Below are 17,023 nucleotides of genomic sequence, written 5' to 3' on the forward strand. Positions count from 1 at the left end.
TCTCCTATTCTTCAATCGGTGAGAATTTGGGGGCATCCCTGTCCTCCGACCAACACGCGTCCAAACGCTACGCAGGATTATATACCAGTACGGAACATTTGTACAGCGCTTTTTGGTCTTACGCCAAGCATCGGCTGGCGAGGGCATCGAGCTGAAGCCGTTTCGGCTACCGCTCGATGTGGTGAGGGCCTACTACATCTTGCAGCCTGAACCTCAAAACCCGGTGATTAGCATGGTTACTAGCACCGGGCACCCAATATATTGTAGGTGATGCCCACTTTCACTACAATATTTGGTCGAACGGGAGCCAAATCTTACTGAAGGAAATCCTGTCGTCAATCCAAAACTTAGTATTCCCTAAGTCGCTAGCACACAACAGGTTGTGTCGATCTCTCAAATGCTAGCATTGCTTTCGTGAAGCAATCGTTAAGATTGTAAGTCTTTATATTGCAGTGGTTTACGTAAATAAGTGGGGTCTACCGCGGCTCGTAGGCCCCCCGGGAAGTTTTTGGAATGAAATCCACCCCGCTCTGCTTAGCGCAGTCGAAACCAATTGCCTTGCTTGCCACATCCTCGCAGGCTGCCCACGGGTAACCCCAAGATCTGGGGGCCCTTGAGCAAATCGCTCTGGTTTGCGCGGAACCGAATCGCTATGCTCCCGCCCGACGTCTCTCTTCTCTTTCGGGTTCTCTATGCGTTGGTGCATCGTACTACATCTGGTGTTCGTGGTGGTGGTCGCAACGACCGGCTGCCATGGATCGCGATGGGCCAAGCGCGATGCCGACTACCGGCAGAAGTACCCGGAGCACTCCGACGACACCCTGCAGACCATCAAGCAGGCGGTCGACGCTCGGCACGTGAAGCACAAAGGGGGCAAGTACGTCGCCCTGGCCGGCCGTGACGACCCGTTCGCCGGTGGTATCGATGTCGGAGGCTTCGTCTACCCCGAGCCGTGGCTCGAGCTGCGTGGCGGCCTGTCGGGCTTGGTGCACGAATCCGGCAAGCGACCCTACTCGGCCGGACTGCTCACCAGCGCGAGGGTGCAGCCGCCGAGCCGCTTCGCCCCGTTCGCCGGCGTGGGTGGCTACCTGGGTTGGGCGGGCTGCGACTTTCGTGACATTGGCGACCATACTTACTTCCCCGAGGAGGAAACCTACTTCCCCGAGGTGGAGGAGGAGGAAACGTCGCTCGGCGGAGAGCTGATCGGAGCTGCGATCGTCGGCACCGCGACCGCCAAGCATGAGTTTGTGGTCGCCGCGTTCCCGGAGGTCGGGGCCCACTTCTGGATCGACCACCGCCGCCGCGTTACCGTGTCGGCCAGCTATTGGTTTAGCAATCAAGACTACAACGAGGACTTCCTGTTCTTCACGATTGGCTTCTCCTGGTTCGGCGACGAGTATCAAGACTTTGAGATGACCACCAGCAAGCCGTTCCACCCGGGCGAGTTGCCCGACCTTCCGATGCCACCTCCCCAAGCAGAGCCTGCACCTGGATCTCCTTACGCCAGTTTGGAGTTCGACAACGCTCCGGCAACGAGTCCCTACGACTCGGCTGTCGCGCCGGTCGAACCCGTCACCACGGAAGTGCTGCCACCCTATCCCGTGGCGCGAATCCTGCCCGAGGGGCCGGAGTTTCCCGTGGAGTCCAGTCCTTCCCAGGAGCCCACGCTCCCCAAGGAGTAAGCCATGCAGGCTGCGAACCGCGTTGCTACGTTGCGTCGTACGATCACCGTCGGCTGGGTAGCCGCGTTACTGCTCGCTGGTGGGTGTAAGTCGTTGCCAACCGATTACCAGGCGCTGCCGACGAGCGCCCCGAACGTAACGAACGGAGCCATCACCCAGCAGGCGGTTTTGCAGGTCCCCAAATCGCTCGAGCGAATCTACGTGCCCGATGGAACGACCGTGTTGTACGTGCCGGAGCCAACAAATCTGCAAGGCGATACTTATCCGGTGCGGTTGTGCGTGAAGAAGACGTATAGCAATCAAGGTCACCCCGAAGAAAAACAGGACGCGAATGAGAAGTTCCCAGAGATGGGCGTGCAGTACATCGCCAGCCGGTACCGCATGGACCTCCGCCCGTACGGCACCCAGCGAAAGACCCGCGACAACCCGGTAACCCAATCGGTCGAGCTGGTCGTCGAACTGCCGGAGTCGATCGACGTTTTCCAAAGCAAGTACCACAAAGACAAAAGCGATAGCGAGAAGTGGAGCCAGGTAACGTGGGACAGCTTGCCGCAGCAGGAGTACCAACAACTGCAAGCGGCCGCGTTCGCCCAAGCAACCGACCCCACCCGAGTACGCGGGTACTCCCTGTCGAAATACCGCGAAAAGGGGAAGCGGTAAGTGTGGTCGGAGGAATAGATTCCCAATTTACCCACCGATGGGAAAATTGAATCTCCGCCCGCTCTACAAAACCAGTGGTTTTCGCGCCCGAATAGATTCCCATTTCCCAAAACGCATCGAGTGGGAATCTATTTTCGCAGTGGGTAACAATCGCAAGTCCTTTAACTGTATGCATTTACATCAACACCTCCGCGATAGTCGCCCAAAATAGATTCCCACCCATGGGAAACTATTTTTGGGAGGATTCAGGATTCGGGGGTCAGGGCTTCAGGGGATTGGGGAATTTGATCCTGCGGGGAGCTTCCAGCGACACGAAGGATCTAGCCTACCGCTTGCAGCTTAAAGTCTAGAGCCAATAAAGCTTCCAGCGACGCAGTCCCACCATCGCTTCACCAACCGCGCAGCAGCGAACAACCACGCTGGCAACCAATCGCCTGCGTGTCGATGCTGGCATTCATTGGAACTCAAAAACTGTTAAACCATTTTGCTCTCCAGCAACGGACTACTGACCACAAACAACGGACCAAGCGTGAGTGTCCATTAGAACACCACGGGTGGCCAATTCCCAGCGAAAAGTGGGAAGGTCAGAAAAAATGTTTAGCCCGCAGCCGAAGGCGATGGCTAGCGATGCGGAGCAAGAGCGAACGCAAATATTCTCACGCAGAGACTCAGGGCCCGCGGAGCATTCGGGTAGCACCGACAGCTGGGCGCACGACGCTTTGCCACTTGGCGAAACGAACCACGCCCAGTTGTCGGTGGGCGAAGCCCAAGAGGTCGAGAGGCTTGGTGCTTCGAGTGTCGCAGCACGCCGCGCCAGGCATCCAACCCACTGCTGGTGATTAGGTAATGTGGCGGATCATGATCGTGCCGTTGCTACTGCCATACGATAAGTAAAGTCCGTCCGCGACAAGCCAGCAGTGGCACCTTACGCCGTTAACCCTTTTCGTAGTACTGGTTTGATTTGCTTTGCTCGCAGGGCCTGTGTCTTGGTAGCAGTGAGCAGTTGTGGTACTCCTGGCGGTTTGGCTTGTTTTTTTCGTGGGTAGTTGCGGCTGGTTTTGTTTGCTCTCTTGTAGCTGTCGATGATGGCTTGGCGAAGCCTCTCGCACAGGCGTTCGTTTTTCTCCGTTGGATGCAGGTAATCACGCATCGTGCGGCGAAACGCCAACAGCAGCTTGGCGAAACTCAACTTTGCTGGTGTGATGCCTTGCTTCATCGCTTCGACCAACGCGAACAGCGACATCGCCCATAAGCCGAACAACGACCAGGTGATTTCGAGCTTGGCGTTCTCGGCTTCGCGAGAGAGGAGTTTTCGACGGTGAAAGGTCTGCTTGAGATGGCGATAGAATAGTTCGATGCCCCAGCGACGTGCATACAATGCAATCACCTGCTTGTCGCTCAATTCACGCCGAGAAAGGATATTGGTAACCAGGTAGACCGGCTGCTTGCCATCCGTAGCGACCACCAGTCGCAACACGAGCGGTTCGTTGCCACGCTTCGATTCCCGATCGGGCCATAGATAGACCGTGCCGGTCCATTCCCGTACATAACCAAGCTGTTTCAGCAACCGCACATTGGCTCCCACTCGCAGCAGGACGTGTCGGCCACTTTTGATAATCGCTTGCAGCCCTTCGTACCCCATGAATCCGCCATCGGCCGTTATCAAAGCCCCGGCTGGCAAGCTAGTGAGCATCTCCCGCAAGTGGACACGTTCGCTACTGTCACCAGGTCCGACCCGCCAGTCCCACGGCAATCCCGTACCGATGTGCCACATCGTTGTGAGCCAGAGTTGAGGCGAGTTGACTTTCTTCGCATCTTTGGCCTGCCGTCTCTTGTAGCGACTGTTCTTTACCCGTCGTGCGTGACGAATCGTCGAATAGGCTTGTTCGTGCGAGCGGGTGCGAGGCAATTCAAGGCGACTACCATCGACCGCGAATACGAGGTATCCCGCGGTGAGCCAGCAATCGGTCAGCGTCGCTTGCATCCGTTGTTGCAGCACTGACTGCAACAACGCGGCGAGCGGCTTCGTCCAGCGACGAAGGATTTTTATGAAGGCTTGGTAGGAAGTGGCCAGTTGCTGTTGCTCTTTATCGAGGCAGAGTAGTATCTTACGCACAACGAAAAAACGCTCGGTGAGAGTCTGCTCGTCCGACCAGGCCCATAACAGCGCGGCTGCCATTAGTGACCGAGGAGTCCAACTGCAGTCGTTGCGGAAGCGGATCGTTCGCCAACAGATTCCCGCCAACAACCAACGCAAACATTGCCGAAGGCACACGATATTCAGCCGCACTTGAGTGTCTCGATGTAACATGCCCGATTCCCTTCGGGTAAGTGATGGCCGCCCCTTCCTTGGTTCAACTGAAAGGATGGCCGAAATACGCTGTTACATCGAGACCTCTTTTTTAAGGCAAAGAAAGGGTTAACGGCGTAGAGTGGCACCCAGAAAGCGGAAGCCAGAGCAGAGCACCCCGCCGATGCGGAAGAGGAGAGGACGCAAAATATCTCACGCAGATACTCAGAGTACTTACCGACTACTCTCCCGATTCACCCGCAGCGGTTCTTTGGACTTCCGTTCTTCGGCAAGCCTTGCTCGGTGCTCTTTCTCGATCTGGTCGGCTTGGCCCTGTTCGATGAGTTCTCTCCAGTGGGCGAGATCATAGATCGCATCATCCATCGATTCCCCATGGGCCTCGAGCCAGGCGATGAGCTTCAGGTATTCTTCGGACTTGTGGATGGTTTCTTTTTCGAGTTGTGGTTTCAGTTCGGACCAGGCGAGAAGGTGAATCAGGCGGAAGTAACATCCCTCAAAGGGATTGGGGTCGAATCTACCAGCGGTCTGTTTGTAGTAGAAAGTGTAGTCGGCTCCCGCTTCCAGTACCTTCAGGATCATCCGGCATTGCATCTCGGATTCGATGGCCTCGCGAGCCTTCTTGCTTAGAAAGGTACTACCATCCTCCAGGCGTAAATCTAACTTGGCACCTTTGTCCATCAAGAGCTGTAGACGCTCCAGGGCGTCGGGGCATTGGTGATAGATCAGCATGAAGGGCGTCGTCCACCCGGTACCACCTTGCTTACCTAGATTGAGTACCTGGTTGGGATCGCCACCTTCTTCAAACACCTCTTTGAAGTAGCGATTGTAGGTTCCAAAAGCAGTGAGATGGGAAACAGAATGCCCCATTCTGGCAGTATCTGCGATGGTTGCAATCACGTTCGGATCGGCCCCATGGTCTAGCAAGTACCCAAATGGTCGGGGGTCGGTGTCGAGTAAGAAGGCCCAATAGAGCGGAGTGGCTCCTCGCTTGCCGACGCATTTTACATCGACACCCCCAGCAACCAGGCGCTTGATCGCCGGCATGTCGGCCGCAAAGATCGCATCGCATAGTGCAATCACTTGCGGGTCGTCGAAATACTGATCTGCTTTAAGCTTTTCGCGGATGCTCGCACAAATGACATCACTGGTACTGAAAGCAGTATGCCAGAGTTCTTTCTCCACTCCAGGTTTCCAAAAGATAGCACCTTCTTCAGGCAGTTTGCCATTCATCGAGACGGGCAGTTGTGTCACCCAGTCGGGTAACTCGTTGTCCGTTTGCGCAACAGGTGTTGGCTTGGCAGGGGAGGGGGCTCCCTCGTCGGTTTGGGCGGCAGCGTTATTGCTTGTCAATAAGCCGAGTAGCAGCGTGAGGGGCGGCCAGAAGTGTTTGTGGAAGGTACTCATCGAATCTCTCGGTCGTGCTCTGCTGGTGAAGGATAGCTCACCCCAGTCTCGTGCGAACACCTCGCCGGCTCCGGCGGAGTTGCCAGAGCATCAAGGCTGCGGGGGCGAGGAGTGCGAGCGCGTGGGGCTCCGGCACGGGGGCTAGTCCGGTGGTGGCGATCAGCACGTAGTCTTGATCGGTGACGATGGCCAATCGATTGGGGCCGGCAAGGTACACCGACTCGGCGTTGCCGTAACGGGGGCGACGGGCCAGTAGCAGCGAGGCGACCTGCTCGAGGGACTCGAGGTCGAACACGTCGATGTATTGTCCGTTCGGTACGTAGGCGTAATCGCCATACGCAACTAGATTGCCACCCATGGGGAGTCGACCGGCCGACGTGTGCGTGGCGGTGTCGACCACTTGCCCGGTGGATGCGATCACCCGTCCGGCGGCGTACTCGATGTCCACCCCAAACCCGTAGATGAGTCCTTGGTCGACTTGGGTAATGGTCGCGCCGGTTTCGTCGACGTTCATCGTAATGAAACCAAATCCGGTGGAGTCGTGATGGAAGCCATACAGTGTATTGGGTGTTTCGCCGAACTCAATGCGATTCGCGCCCGAGCTGTGCCCGGAGGTCACGTTAGGTAGCCGCACTCCGTTGCTCCATACCGCGACCCCAACCGCACTGGGGCTAGAACCGGGAGCATACAGGGCAGCGGCCACCGTGTTGGGATCGCCTGGCATCACCTCGAGATCCTCGGCGAGAATGCGTGAGGTTGAGCTGGGGAAGGGATCGTACCGATCACGTATGGTGCCCGATGCCACATCGAACTGCACGGTCTCTTGGTCGTCGAACAGATTGGCGTAAAGGTACTGCCCGTTGTCGGCGATGGCCAACTCGGTTGGACGATTGCCGAGGAAGTACGAGTTGCTCACGTTGCCGGTCGCGACGTCGATGGAGGTCAGTGTGTTGGCGTACGGCGACGTTGCATCGCGAGGCACGCTGGCATAAAGCTGCTGACGCACCGGGTCGTAAGCCAAGTCATGCACCGGCAATTCGGTCGCGACCAACCGGTCGGGCAGCAGGATGGGGATTTCGGTTGCTCCCTGCACCGCGGAGCCAGCAGACATGAGGGCGAACATCGAAACAGCGAGCAGGAGCGTCGATGGCGATTTCATGAGCAAGCCTTGTCGTCTGAGGAGCGGGCGTTGGTCCAGTGGATGCTGGCCGCGATTATAGGCCAGTTGCGATCGACCCGCAAAAACGACGTGATGAAATCAAAGTCGTGCAAAATTGAGAGACTATTGCTCGTGCGTCTGCGAATCTTTGCAGGCTGGCACCCCATGGCGGGCAAATTCGCGGCAATTCCATCCCCTTCCTGGTGCGATTCGTCCTAAAAAACAAGCTAGACTTTCAAGTGGGCGGGGACAGAGCGGTGAGCTTCGTGCTCCTCGTGAATCGCGATGGCCATGGGGGAAACACCAGCTTGCCAGAGCTTCTTTGGGCATCCGGCTGCCGGCAGGTGACGCGTGGACTGGCCGCGGCGATTGGCTGGGGCAGGCTGCCGTTTACCGGCGACGTGCGATGCGTCAAAATACGCGTGGCTTGTCTTCTTTTGTGCGATTCCTGATATACGGGTGAGGTCGAGATGGCTTGGTACTGGCTGGTTGGCATCGGCGTCGTGGTGGTCTTGCTCTTGTGGGTTGCTTACGACCTGCTGCAGACCAAGCATGCGATCTTGCACAACTTTCCGATCATTGGTCACTTTCGCTACTGGCTCGAGGCCATTGGCCCTGAGCTTCGGCAGTACATCGTCACCAGTAACAACGAAGAGCGACCGTTCAGCCGCGACGAACGCCGGTGGGTGTACGCGTCGAGCAAGAAGCAGAATAGCTACTTTGGCTTCGGCACCGATAACGACCTGGAGCAAACGCCAAACTACCTGATCATTCGGCACTCGGCGTTCCCGCTGGAAGATCCTCGCCCTGGCGATGCCGATTTCGACGCGCAGCACAACATTCCGTGCGCGAAGGTGATGGGCGAGCACCGCGGCCGCAAGCATGCGTTCCGCCCCGAGTCGGTGATCAATCTGTCGGCGATGAGCTACGGGTCGCTGTCGAGCGCGGCGGTCGAAGCCTTGAATCGCGGCGCCCACATCGCGAGCTGCCTGCACAACACCGGCGAGGGAGGCATCTCGAAGCATCATCTGCACGGGGCCGATCTCGTGTGGCAAATCGGTACTGGATACTTTGGCTGTCGCGACACGAACGGGCGGTTCGACTTCCAGAAGTTTGTCGATACCGCGCAGGCGAACCCGGTGCGGGCGATCGAAATCAAGTTGAGCCAAGGCGCGAAGCCGGGCCGCGGCGGGTTGTTGCCAGCAGCGAAAATCACCCCTGAGATTGCCGAGATCCGTGGCATTCCCATGGGCCGCGATTGCAACAGCCCTGGCGGACACAAAGAGTTTCGCGACGTTGATAGCATGCTCGATTTCGTCGAGCGGCTGGCCGAGGGAACCGGGCTGCCGGTCGGCATCAAAAGCGCGGTAGGGCAGATGAGCTTCTGGCACGACCTGGCCCAGCAAATGGTCGACACCGATCGCGGGGTCGACTTCATTACCATCGACGGCGGCGAAGGGGGCACCGGGGCCGCGCCGCTGGTGTTTACCGACCACGTGGCACTACCATTTAAGTCGGCCATGAGTAGCGTGTTCAAGGTGATGAAGGAAGCGAATATCGACGAGCGGCTGATCATGATTGGCTCCGGCAAGCTGGGCTTTCCCGAGTCGGCCTTGTTTGCCTTTGGCTTGGGGTGCGATATGATCAACGTCGGCCGCGAAGCGATGCTGTCGATCGGCTGCATCCAGGCCCAGCGGTGCCATACCGGGCATTGCCCCGCGGGGGTGGCTACGCAGAATAAATGGTTGATGAGTGGGCTGAATCCGAGCGATAAGTCGCACCGATTTGCGAATTACATTGTGTCGCTACGTAAAGAGATCATGGAAGTGAGCCGCGCTTGCGGAGTGGCCCACCCGTCGCAGATTACGATCGACCTGTTCGATATCCTCGACGCTTCGCTGATGACGCGTAACGCGGCCGACTGCATCGATACCAGCGGCTCCGCGGCCAATGGCAAATACACTGGAGTCATGATTTGAACGAACCGGAATCGCCCAAGAAGCCACGATGGCAATTTTCGACACGCGAACTTCTGATCGCCATGGTAGCCGTGGCAGCGGTGGTAGCGTTGTTCGTCAAGAACCGCCCGTATGGGCAAACGTCGTTCCTGGCGAGCTTTGATCCACGTGCTGAACTCGCCGCCATCTGCCAGGCAAAGTCGCACACGCTCGACATCGGAGCAGCAGGGGAGGGCGCAAGCGAAGTCTTTGGCGGCGGCTACGAATTGCAGGCCGATTACTCGCTAAGCGAACCATCGACCGATGTGATGGAAACAGAAGTGATGCTGGAATGGTATCAACGCATCAAGGCGAAGCTTCAGGAAACCGGGTGCGACATCATCGGCGAGTCGCAAGGGGGCGAGTTTATCCCCGGCACCCGAGATTATGCTCGCCTAACGCAGTTCAGCTTTCGCTATCGTCAGGGGACCGCCAAAGGGGTGCTGCGCGTGTACTTGCTGCCGAACAAACCGAACAAATCGCGGCTGTTGCTCTTGCTGGACGAGTACTAAGTTGCCAACAATTGCGGGAGTCCTTTTCGCTCTCTCTCTTGAAGATACCAGGCAATGAAACTGCTCGAAATGCAACCGGCGTTCCGGGTGAACGTCGCCGCGCCGCCCGACGAAGCGCTCCGCCGATTGCGACAAGCGATCCGATCGCCCGAGCTTGCTGGGCATGCCGAATCGGCGGGCCCCTGCCTGGATTTCAAAGTCGCTCGTAGCGAGCGGCGGATGTGGTCGCCGCATTTGTCGGTGCAGTTGTATCCCACCGACGAAGGGACCGAGCTGTACTGCCGATTCTCGCCGAGGCCCGAGATCTGGACCTGCGTGATGATGGCCTACTTCGCCGCGGTGTTTGTGATGTTCGTTGCGGCCATCTATGGCTACGTGCTCTACACACTCGACGTGCGGCCCTGGCCGTTGTTGCTCGTTCCGCTGGGCGCGATCGTGATGTTCAGTCTGCACGTGGTGAGCCTGGTTGGCCAGCGGCTGAGCAACGACCAGATGGAAGTGTTGCACGACCGCCTCGACAGGGCGGTGGAGCTAGCGTTTGCCGAAAAGCACACGTAGTTTCCGGTAGAGGTGTCTGCGATAGCTGTGCGGACCGCGTGGGAGTCCCCCGCTGTGGGATTGGCTCTCAGCCGATACACTGGACGAATGAACGACCAAGTTGACGACACCCCCGATTGCCCCCGCCCGCAACGCACCTGGCAGCCGCAGGCCTCGGCTGGCTGGACCGAGTGGATGGCCGACCAGCAAGTGAGCCTGGCGGTTACCACCTATCAGGTAGGCAAGTTGCTGCTGTTAGGGCTGAGTGGTAATCAGCAGCTGGCGATCGCCGAGCGGAGCTTCCGCCGGGCGATGGGCGTGTCGACCGATGGCCAATCGCTGTGGCTCGCCACCGCCTATCAGGTGTGGCGCATGGAGCATCAGTTCGACCAGCGGGCGAAAGCGGCCGGCTACGACCGGTTGTTCGTGCCGCGGGTTGGAACCACCACCGGCGATCTCGATCTGCACGACATCGCCATCGATGCGGACGGCCAACCGGTGTTCGTCGCCACGCTGTTCAACTGCCTGGCGACGCTGAGCATCACCGATAGTTTCCGGGAGCTCTGGCGGCCGCCGTTCATCGATACATTGACTGCCGAAGACCGTTGCCATCTCAACGGACTGGCGATGGTCGACGGGCGGCCGAAGTACGTAACGCTCTGTGCGGCGACCAACGTCACGAGGGCGTGGAAGTCGCATCGTATGTTCGGCGGGCAGCTCTGGGACACCGAGAGCAACGAGCCGCTTGTGACCGAGCTGTCGATGCCGCACTCGCCGCGCTGGCACGACGGACGCTTATGGCTGTGCAACTCGGGCACTGGGTACCTGGGCTACATCGACTTCGCCGCGGAGCGGTTCGAGCCGGTCGCGTTCGTGCCGGGCTACGCCCGCGGGTTGGCGTTCGTCGGCAACTACGCGGTGGTTGGCTTGTCGCGTCCGCGGCGCGAAAACAAGTTCGGCGGGCTAGCACTCGACGACGAACTCGCCAATCGCAACATGACCAGCTACACCGGCCTGGCGGTGGTCGATCTCACGACTGGCGACATCGCCCATACGCTGGAGCTCGAAGGGAGCATCGCCGAGCTATACGACGTCGGCATCCTGCACAAAGTGCGCCGCCCCACAGCCCTCGGGCTGGCACTCGACGCCCTGCGCTACAACGTCTGGGCCGAATGCGAAGGTACCCGCCGCCACTGGCGGAGAACGCCGAAGGGGAAGTGAGCCGACGAAAGCACCAATAAGCAGAATTCTGTGTTATCATAGACGTAGCGAGGTAAGTGACGACCGTTGGTCGCACGCAGTTCACTAGTCAACCAATATTCATTCCAACATGGTTAGTATCCGTTACACGGGCGACGAACTTTGGGAAAGGATCGAGCGTGCTGTGGACAAAGTAAAGGACCGGCTGAAGCGAGTCTCGGCTGCTCTCGACGAGGCCGGAATACCCTACGCTGTGGTGGGAGGAAACGCGGTGCAGATTTGGGTAGCCCAGGTCGATGAGACCGCGGTGCGAAATACCCGCGATGTCGACATTGTGATCAATCGCAGTGATCTTGAAGCCGCCAAAGTTGCCTTGGAAGCAGTTGGGTTCGTTTATCGGCACGTGAAGAGTGTCGATATGTTCTTGGATGGTCCTGACGCGAAACCACGCGATGCCGTACATGTGGTGTTTGCTGGTGAGAAGGTCCGCGACGACTATCATGCTCCTGTTCCCAGTATCGACGAGCGCGAGCGAATCAAGGACCTCAGCACGATCTCACTCGAATCACTCGTGCGAATGAAGCTCACCTCGTTCCGCGACAAAGACCGCATGCACTTGCGGGACATGCTGGATGTGGAACTGATCGACGAGAGCTGGTTGCCACGGTTCGTTCCTGAATTGCAACAGCGATTGCAGATGCTGATTGATGACCCCGACGGTTGAGATGACTCAAGCGTGATCAAACGTCGATACTCCAACTCACTAATACTCAATCGAAATACCCGTGTAGATCCGCCGGCCGCCGTAGGCGGGGAGCGAGTTGATTTGGTGCCGGGAAAACTCGGGGTGGTAGATCTCTTCGTCGAGCAGGTTCTGGATCAAGAATGGCCTTGTTGAACAATTAGTCACAAACCTCCGTAAAAACTAACGTGGAATGGAACCACGTACCTTTTTTACGGAGATCGAACATGGCTACGAAAGAAAAACGAACCTACAAAGTCACGAACTGGAAGGAGTATAACAAGTCGCTCATCGAGCGTGGAAACATCACTATTTGGTTTAGCGACGAGGCGTTGGAGAACTGGGAACATCCTAACGACCAGACAAAAGTCGGTCGCCCTTTTGTCTTCAGCGATACGGCGATCGAGTGCTTGCTGACGATTCGCGAACTGCTGAAACTTCCCTATCGGCAGACTGAGGGATTCGGCCGCTCGCTGGTGGCGATGTTGGGCGTCGAGGCAGCGATTCCCAATTATTCTTCGCTCGCCAAGCGAGCCAGCAAGCTGAATGTTTCGCTCGATATCGCTAACAAGAGGGGCGACATCGATATCGTGGTGGATAGCACCGGCATGAAAGTGTTTGGCGAGGGCGAATGGAAGATGCGGACGCATGGCAAGTCGAAGCGGCGGACATGGCGGAAGCTGCATTTGTCGGTGAATCCTGACACCCGCGAGATTGTGGCGGAGATTTTGACCGAGAACAGTTGCCACGATGCCGATGCGGTTCCCGAAATGCTGGAGCAGGTGGAGCAGCCCGTAAAAAAGTTTCACGGCGACGGTAGTTACGACAAGTGGAAGGTTTATGAAGGGCTGGAATCCGAAGGCATTGAGCCGGTGATTCCGCCGCAGCACAACGCCAAGATCAAACAACATGGCAACTCTGCGGAGGAGCCTTTGCCCCGGGACGAGGCAATTCGTCAGATTCGACGCAAGGGGCGTAGGAGTTGGAAAGAGGAAGTGGGCTATCATCGTAGAAGCTTGGCGGAAACGACCATGTACCGAGTGAAACAAAGCTTTGGGAGCCATCTCAAAAACCGAGTATTCGAAAACCAACAAACGGAAGCCCGCTTGCGCTGTAAAATCATCAATCAATTCACCCAACTCGGGCTTCCACAGTTCGAGTGGAGTTAGTCAACAAGGCCATCAAGAATTGCCATTCGACGACATCGCTGCGGTACCCGCACAAGCGGCCGAGGTCGACTCGCGTGTTCAAGCTCATCGAATGGTACTCGGTCGGTATCGGGTTCACGATGTCGGCCGCCGGGTTGATGATGGTCACCGACGCTGGGGCGCTGAAGTACGAGTCGAACAACCCGAAGCCCACCAGCCCGTTGTCGTAGGCCACGCCGACCTTGGCCATCCAGTTCGGCACCAGCGTGGTGTTGGCCACTCCTTCGTCGGAGATGTTTTGCTGCCAAGTCACCGAGCCGACAAGCTGCCAGCAGCTAGAAGCCTTGACGCTGCTCTCCAGCTCGACCCCTTGCACCTCGAGGCCACCGGTGTTTTCGTACGTGATCGGAATGCCCGAAGTGTCGCGGGCGATGATGCTCTCGTACTGGCTTAGAAAGTAGGTGCCGGCCAGTCGCGAGTGTTCATTCGATCGCACGAACTGAATCTCGTACGTGTCGATCGTCTCAGGTGCCAGGTTCGGATTGCCCGCGAGTACCGGCGGGCTGTCGAAGTCGGTCTCGATCGCCGAAGGAGAGCGGAACGCGTGCCCGTACAGCAGCTTGGCGGTCCATAGGTCCGTGAGTGTGACGATCGCACCGGCACGCGGGGCAACGCCACCAGGCAGCGTGCCTGGCATGTTGCCTTGCACCCCGCCGGTGAGGGTGAGCCAGTCGGTCGCGTCGTAGGTGAGCTGCGTGTATGCGCTGTACCAGGTCTTCGAGTAATCCTCGAAGATCGTGCCTTGGCGCACTTCAAACGTTCCGCCAGCCATCCAGTTTAAGCGTTCGGTGAGTTGGGCTCGCAGGATCGGTTCCACCAGGTAGTCGTGAGACTTGAAGTGGAATAGAACTGACGGTGTCCCCAGCGAACTCTGATCGCTGTAGTTGTAGGTAAAGTGGGTTTCGAGCGACAGTTCGTCGTCTCCCAAGCGATAACCAACGTCGGCAAACGCACGCACCGCCGTATAGAAACCATAAGGAAGCGCCTCGCCCGTCGGCAAGCCGACGCCACCTTGTTCGGTTTGTCCGTAGAACGTGTCGAAGCTCCAGTTGCCATGTCGCAGGCTGCTGATCACTCCCACGTTGTTCTGGCCGAACTTCTTCGAGAAGGGCTGCAAGGCTTCGTCGACCCCAGCGAAGTCGTACCCGCCGTCGTTCAGGGTCATTGCTCCCACGTACAAACTATGGTCTTTCTCCCCCGACGCAACGGTCAGCCCGTACCGCTGCGTATCGTCGGAACCCGCCAGGGCATTGCCGCCGGTCTTGGCGGTTTCGCTCGACTTGGTCACCAGGTTGATCACCCCCGCGTAAGCATTGGTTCCATACAGCACCGAACCAGGGCCACGGATGATCTCGATGCGGTCGAGCATCTCGATAGGAAACGAATTGTAGATCGCCATGCTCATGCCGCCTTGGGCGGTATCTTTGAAGGGGCGATTGTTGAGCAAGATCAGCACGTGCGTATCGTAATGGCCAAACAGGTCGCCACGAATCGAGGTCACGTTGTTCGGTGCATAGATCGAGTTGGGAGTCCATACACTGGTCGCCCGTTCGAGTACTTCGCGAAGGGTCTTACCGCCGTACGCGCGGATTTGTTCGGCGGTGATCACCTGCACCACGCCGGGCGCGGTCGAAGACTTCTCGCTGGTTCGCGAAACACCTTCGACTACCGGATCGCTGAACGTCGCTACGCTCTCTTTGACCTGCACGTTGCCGAGGTCGGCGAGGTCCATGTCGAGCAGGTTGTCGAGATCTCCCTCCGCAGTAGACTCGTCGTCGGCCGACTCCTCCGACTCGGCAACATCGGCAGTCGACGAGGGGGGCATCGGCCCTGGAGCCTGACCCCATGCAGGCATCGCCAGCAGTAGCAAGCTACAGCCGAGTATCCCGCACCATCTTGGTCGACGAACCAACATCCAGTCTGCCCTCCTTGAACGGTCGAAGAGGGTCTTCCCGGGAAGTAAATGCCCAGGTCGAAGCACGGGATTCCTACCCTTGCTCATCGCTGCCCTCACCGAGTACATCGACTGTTGTTGCCCACAATAGGGATGGGATTAACCGCCGGACCAACCAATGGAAACCGCCACGAGCGAAATAACCGGCACAATCGTCATTCAGGAAACCGAAACGTGCTAGCAATGCTTGCCGAACGGATAGGCCGGCCAGTGAGTCGCAGCTAGCGAGCTTTTTAAGACCTGTGAGCTGGCTATTTCAATGGTTCGACCTCGCAAACAGGCGTCGCCATGGTCCGTTGAACACGAGCCGGCGTTTGGTATCCCCTGTTTGGGTTGGCCTTTCGGGCTGCTCTCTACTTCACTCACTTCCGCAACTACTCTTGAGGGGGCCAATCTCCCCAGCCCAGGCGAAATAGATTCCCACCACCCCGAATAGATTCCCAACGCTGGGCAAATAGATTCCCAATTTTCCCACCGATGGGAAAATTGAATCCTCGCCCACTCTGCAAAACCAGTGGTTTTCGCGCCCGAATAGATTCCCCTTTCCCAAAACGCATCGAGTGGGAATCTATTTTCGCAGTGGGAATCAATCGCAAGTCGTTTGTCAGTAGCGAGTTGCATCAACACCTCCGCGATAGTTGCCCAAAATAGATTCCCACCCATGGGAAACTATTCTGAGAGGGGACTCGATTGGGGATTTGGGATTGCGGATTGCGGAATGTCATCCTGCGGGGAGCTTCCAGCGACCCGAAGGATCTCAGCCTACCGCTTACAGCTTAGAGCCTACAGCTTTACCAACCGCGCAGCAGCGAACGCCCACGCCGGCAAACCTTCGCCTGCGTGTCGATGCTGACATTCATTGGAACTCAAAAATTGCTAAACCATTCCACTCTCCAACAACGGACTACTGACCACAATCAACGGACCACAAGTCACATGTCCATTAGAACACCACGGGTGGCCAATTCCCAGCGAAAACTGGGAAGAATCTAAGCATCAAATTTCACCCTCCCGTGATTTTTGAAACAGCTTCTAGTTTATGGGATGCTCACACTTTGGCATGGAACCCCATTCAGAACTGAAGTTGTCATGCCATTGACTAAGAATGGAGTAAAAGTTGTCGGCTTCAAGCCAAATATCGCTAAGTGTGACAGGATCGTAGAGAGACTCTTGGCCAGACTTAAAAGCGATAAGGCGAACATGAGCTTCAAAATCGAACTGGAGAACGTAGCTCCCATCGTCAAAAGCTTCATCGCCATCAGGCGCCCAGACTACGCGACTTGCATGAATCATGTCATAGAAGGTGGGCAATGCAATGCCAAAGTAGTATTGCTCTGGATTCGATGCATATAGGGCACCACTAAACGCGAGGGCGATTTCACCTGCGTCAAGTTCGGAGAATGGGACCGTGTGATTGCCTCGACTGGAGATACGCCTCCCCACTTCATCAAATGAACAGGCTAGCATCGTAGCGTCTGGCTTGAACACACCATAACGGCGGCCACTAATGTGAATAACGAAACATCCAAGCGCAAGCCAACTCAGTTGTTCGTAGGCTTGAGTAATGTTGGACTCGATAGCAAAAGTGGAAGGGTTTCCAGCGATCATTTTAACGCCGTTCTAATTTTGATTCGAATGTCTTCCAGTCTAATCGGGG

Annotated in this window: 13 protein-coding genes; 8 read left to right on the plus strand and 5 right to left on the minus strand. The window is 57.3% G+C overall.

Going from position 1 to position 17,023, the window contains the following annotated elements; genetic code table 11:
* The first annotated feature begins 692 nt into the window (after window positions 1-692).
* Window positions 693-1,682 carry a hypothetical protein gene (locus tag Pan181_RS01320; RefSeq protein ID WP_145245124.1) on the plus strand — a complete coding sequence of 330 codons (990 nt, stop codon included), beginning with the start codon at window positions 693-695 and terminating at the stop codon, window positions 1,680-1,682.
* A 3-nt stretch (window positions 1,683-1,685) separates the two neighbouring features.
* Complete coding sequence (locus Pan181_RS01325) at window positions 1,686-2,342, plus strand: hypothetical protein (protein ID WP_145245125.1); 657 nt, start codon at window positions 1,686-1,688, stop codon at window positions 2,340-2,342.
* A gap of 925 nt (window positions 2,343-3,267) precedes the next feature.
* On the opposite strand, the gene Pan181_RS01330 is transcribed toward Pan181_RS01325, so the two are convergent.
* The 3 genes from Pan181_RS01330 to Pan181_RS01340 all read right to left on the minus strand — a co-directional run bounded on the left by Pan181_RS01330 (window position 3,268) and on the right by Pan181_RS01340 (window position 7,216).
* On the minus strand, window positions 3,268-4,521 hold the full coding sequence (locus Pan181_RS01330; protein ID WP_197528324.1) for an IS4 family transposase: 1,254 nt from the start codon (window positions 4,519-4,521) through the stop codon (window positions 3,268-3,270).
* Window positions 4,522-4,866: 345 nt separating this feature from the next.
* On the minus strand, window positions 4,867-6,057 hold the full coding sequence (locus tag Pan181_RS01335) for an ankyrin repeat domain-containing protein (protein ID WP_145245127.1): 1,191 nt from the start codon (window positions 6,055-6,057) through the stop codon (window positions 4,867-4,869).
* Window positions 6,058-6,094: 37 nt separating this feature from the next.
* Window positions 6,095-7,216, minus strand: coding sequence for a YncE family protein (locus Pan181_RS01340; RefSeq protein ID WP_145245128.1), 1,122 nt, complete (start codon window positions 7,214-7,216; stop codon window positions 6,095-6,097).
* A gap of 470 nt (window positions 7,217-7,686) precedes the next feature.
* Between Pan181_RS01340 and Pan181_RS01345 the strand changes: the two genes are divergently transcribed.
* The 6 genes from Pan181_RS01345 to Pan181_RS01370 all read left to right on the plus strand — a co-directional run bounded on the left by Pan181_RS01345 (window position 7,687) and on the right by Pan181_RS01370 (window position 13,373).
* The gene (locus Pan181_RS01345; RefSeq protein WP_145245129.1) at window positions 7,687-9,195 is read left to right on the plus strand and encodes an FMN-binding glutamate synthase family protein; all 1,509 of its coding nucleotides are present in this window, start codon (window positions 7,687-7,689) and stop codon (window positions 9,193-9,195) included.
* The gene (locus tag Pan181_RS01350) at window positions 9,192-9,725 is read left to right on the plus strand and encodes a hypothetical protein (protein WP_145245130.1); all 534 of its coding nucleotides are present in this window, start codon (window positions 9,192-9,194) and stop codon (window positions 9,723-9,725) included. The genes Pan181_RS01345 and Pan181_RS01350 overlap by 4 nt, the downstream gene beginning before the upstream one ends.
* Before the next feature lie 54 nt (window positions 9,726-9,779).
* Window positions 9,780-10,283: a hypothetical protein gene (locus tag Pan181_RS01355; protein ID WP_231943719.1), complete on the plus strand. Its 504-nt coding sequence runs from the start codon at window positions 9,780-9,782 to the stop codon at window positions 10,281-10,283.
* An 87-nt stretch (window positions 10,284-10,370) separates the two neighbouring features.
* Entirely contained in the window at window positions 10,371-11,483 is a 1,113-nt protein-coding gene (locus Pan181_RS01360) for a TIGR03032 family protein (protein ID WP_145245131.1), read from the plus strand.
* 163 nt (window positions 11,484-11,646) lie between these two features.
* Window positions 11,647-12,186 (plus strand): nucleotidyltransferase family protein, encoded by a 540-nt coding sequence (locus tag Pan181_RS01365; protein WP_231943720.1) that lies wholly within the window; start codon window positions 11,647-11,649, stop codon window positions 12,184-12,186.
* A gap of 245 nt (window positions 12,187-12,431) precedes the next feature.
* A complete protein-coding gene (locus Pan181_RS01370) occupies window positions 12,432-13,373 on the plus strand; it encodes an IS5 family transposase (protein ID WP_145244898.1) in 942 nt (313 codons plus the stop codon).
* Here the strand turns inward: Pan181_RS01370 and Pan181_RS01375 are convergent.
* Both Pan181_RS01375 and Pan181_RS01380 read right to left on the minus strand, forming a co-directional pair.
* Window positions 13,336-15,327 (minus strand): TonB-dependent receptor plug domain-containing protein, encoded by a 1,992-nt coding sequence (locus Pan181_RS01375; protein WP_197528783.1) that lies wholly within the window; start codon window positions 15,325-15,327, stop codon window positions 13,336-13,338. The two genes, Pan181_RS01370 and Pan181_RS01375, sit on opposite strands and share 38 nt — an antisense overlap.
* A 1,071-nt stretch (window positions 15,328-16,398) precedes the next feature.
* Window positions 16,399-16,974, minus strand: coding sequence for an Imm42 family immunity protein (locus tag Pan181_RS01380; RefSeq protein WP_145245134.1), 576 nt, complete (start codon window positions 16,972-16,974; stop codon window positions 16,399-16,401).
* Window positions 16,975-17,023 lie beyond the last annotated feature (49 nt).

The sequence above is a fragment of the Aeoliella mucimassa genome (genome assembly GCF_007748035.1).
Taxonomy (GTDB): domain Bacteria; phylum Planctomycetota; class Planctomycetia; order Pirellulales; family Lacipirellulaceae; genus Aeoliella; species Aeoliella mucimassa.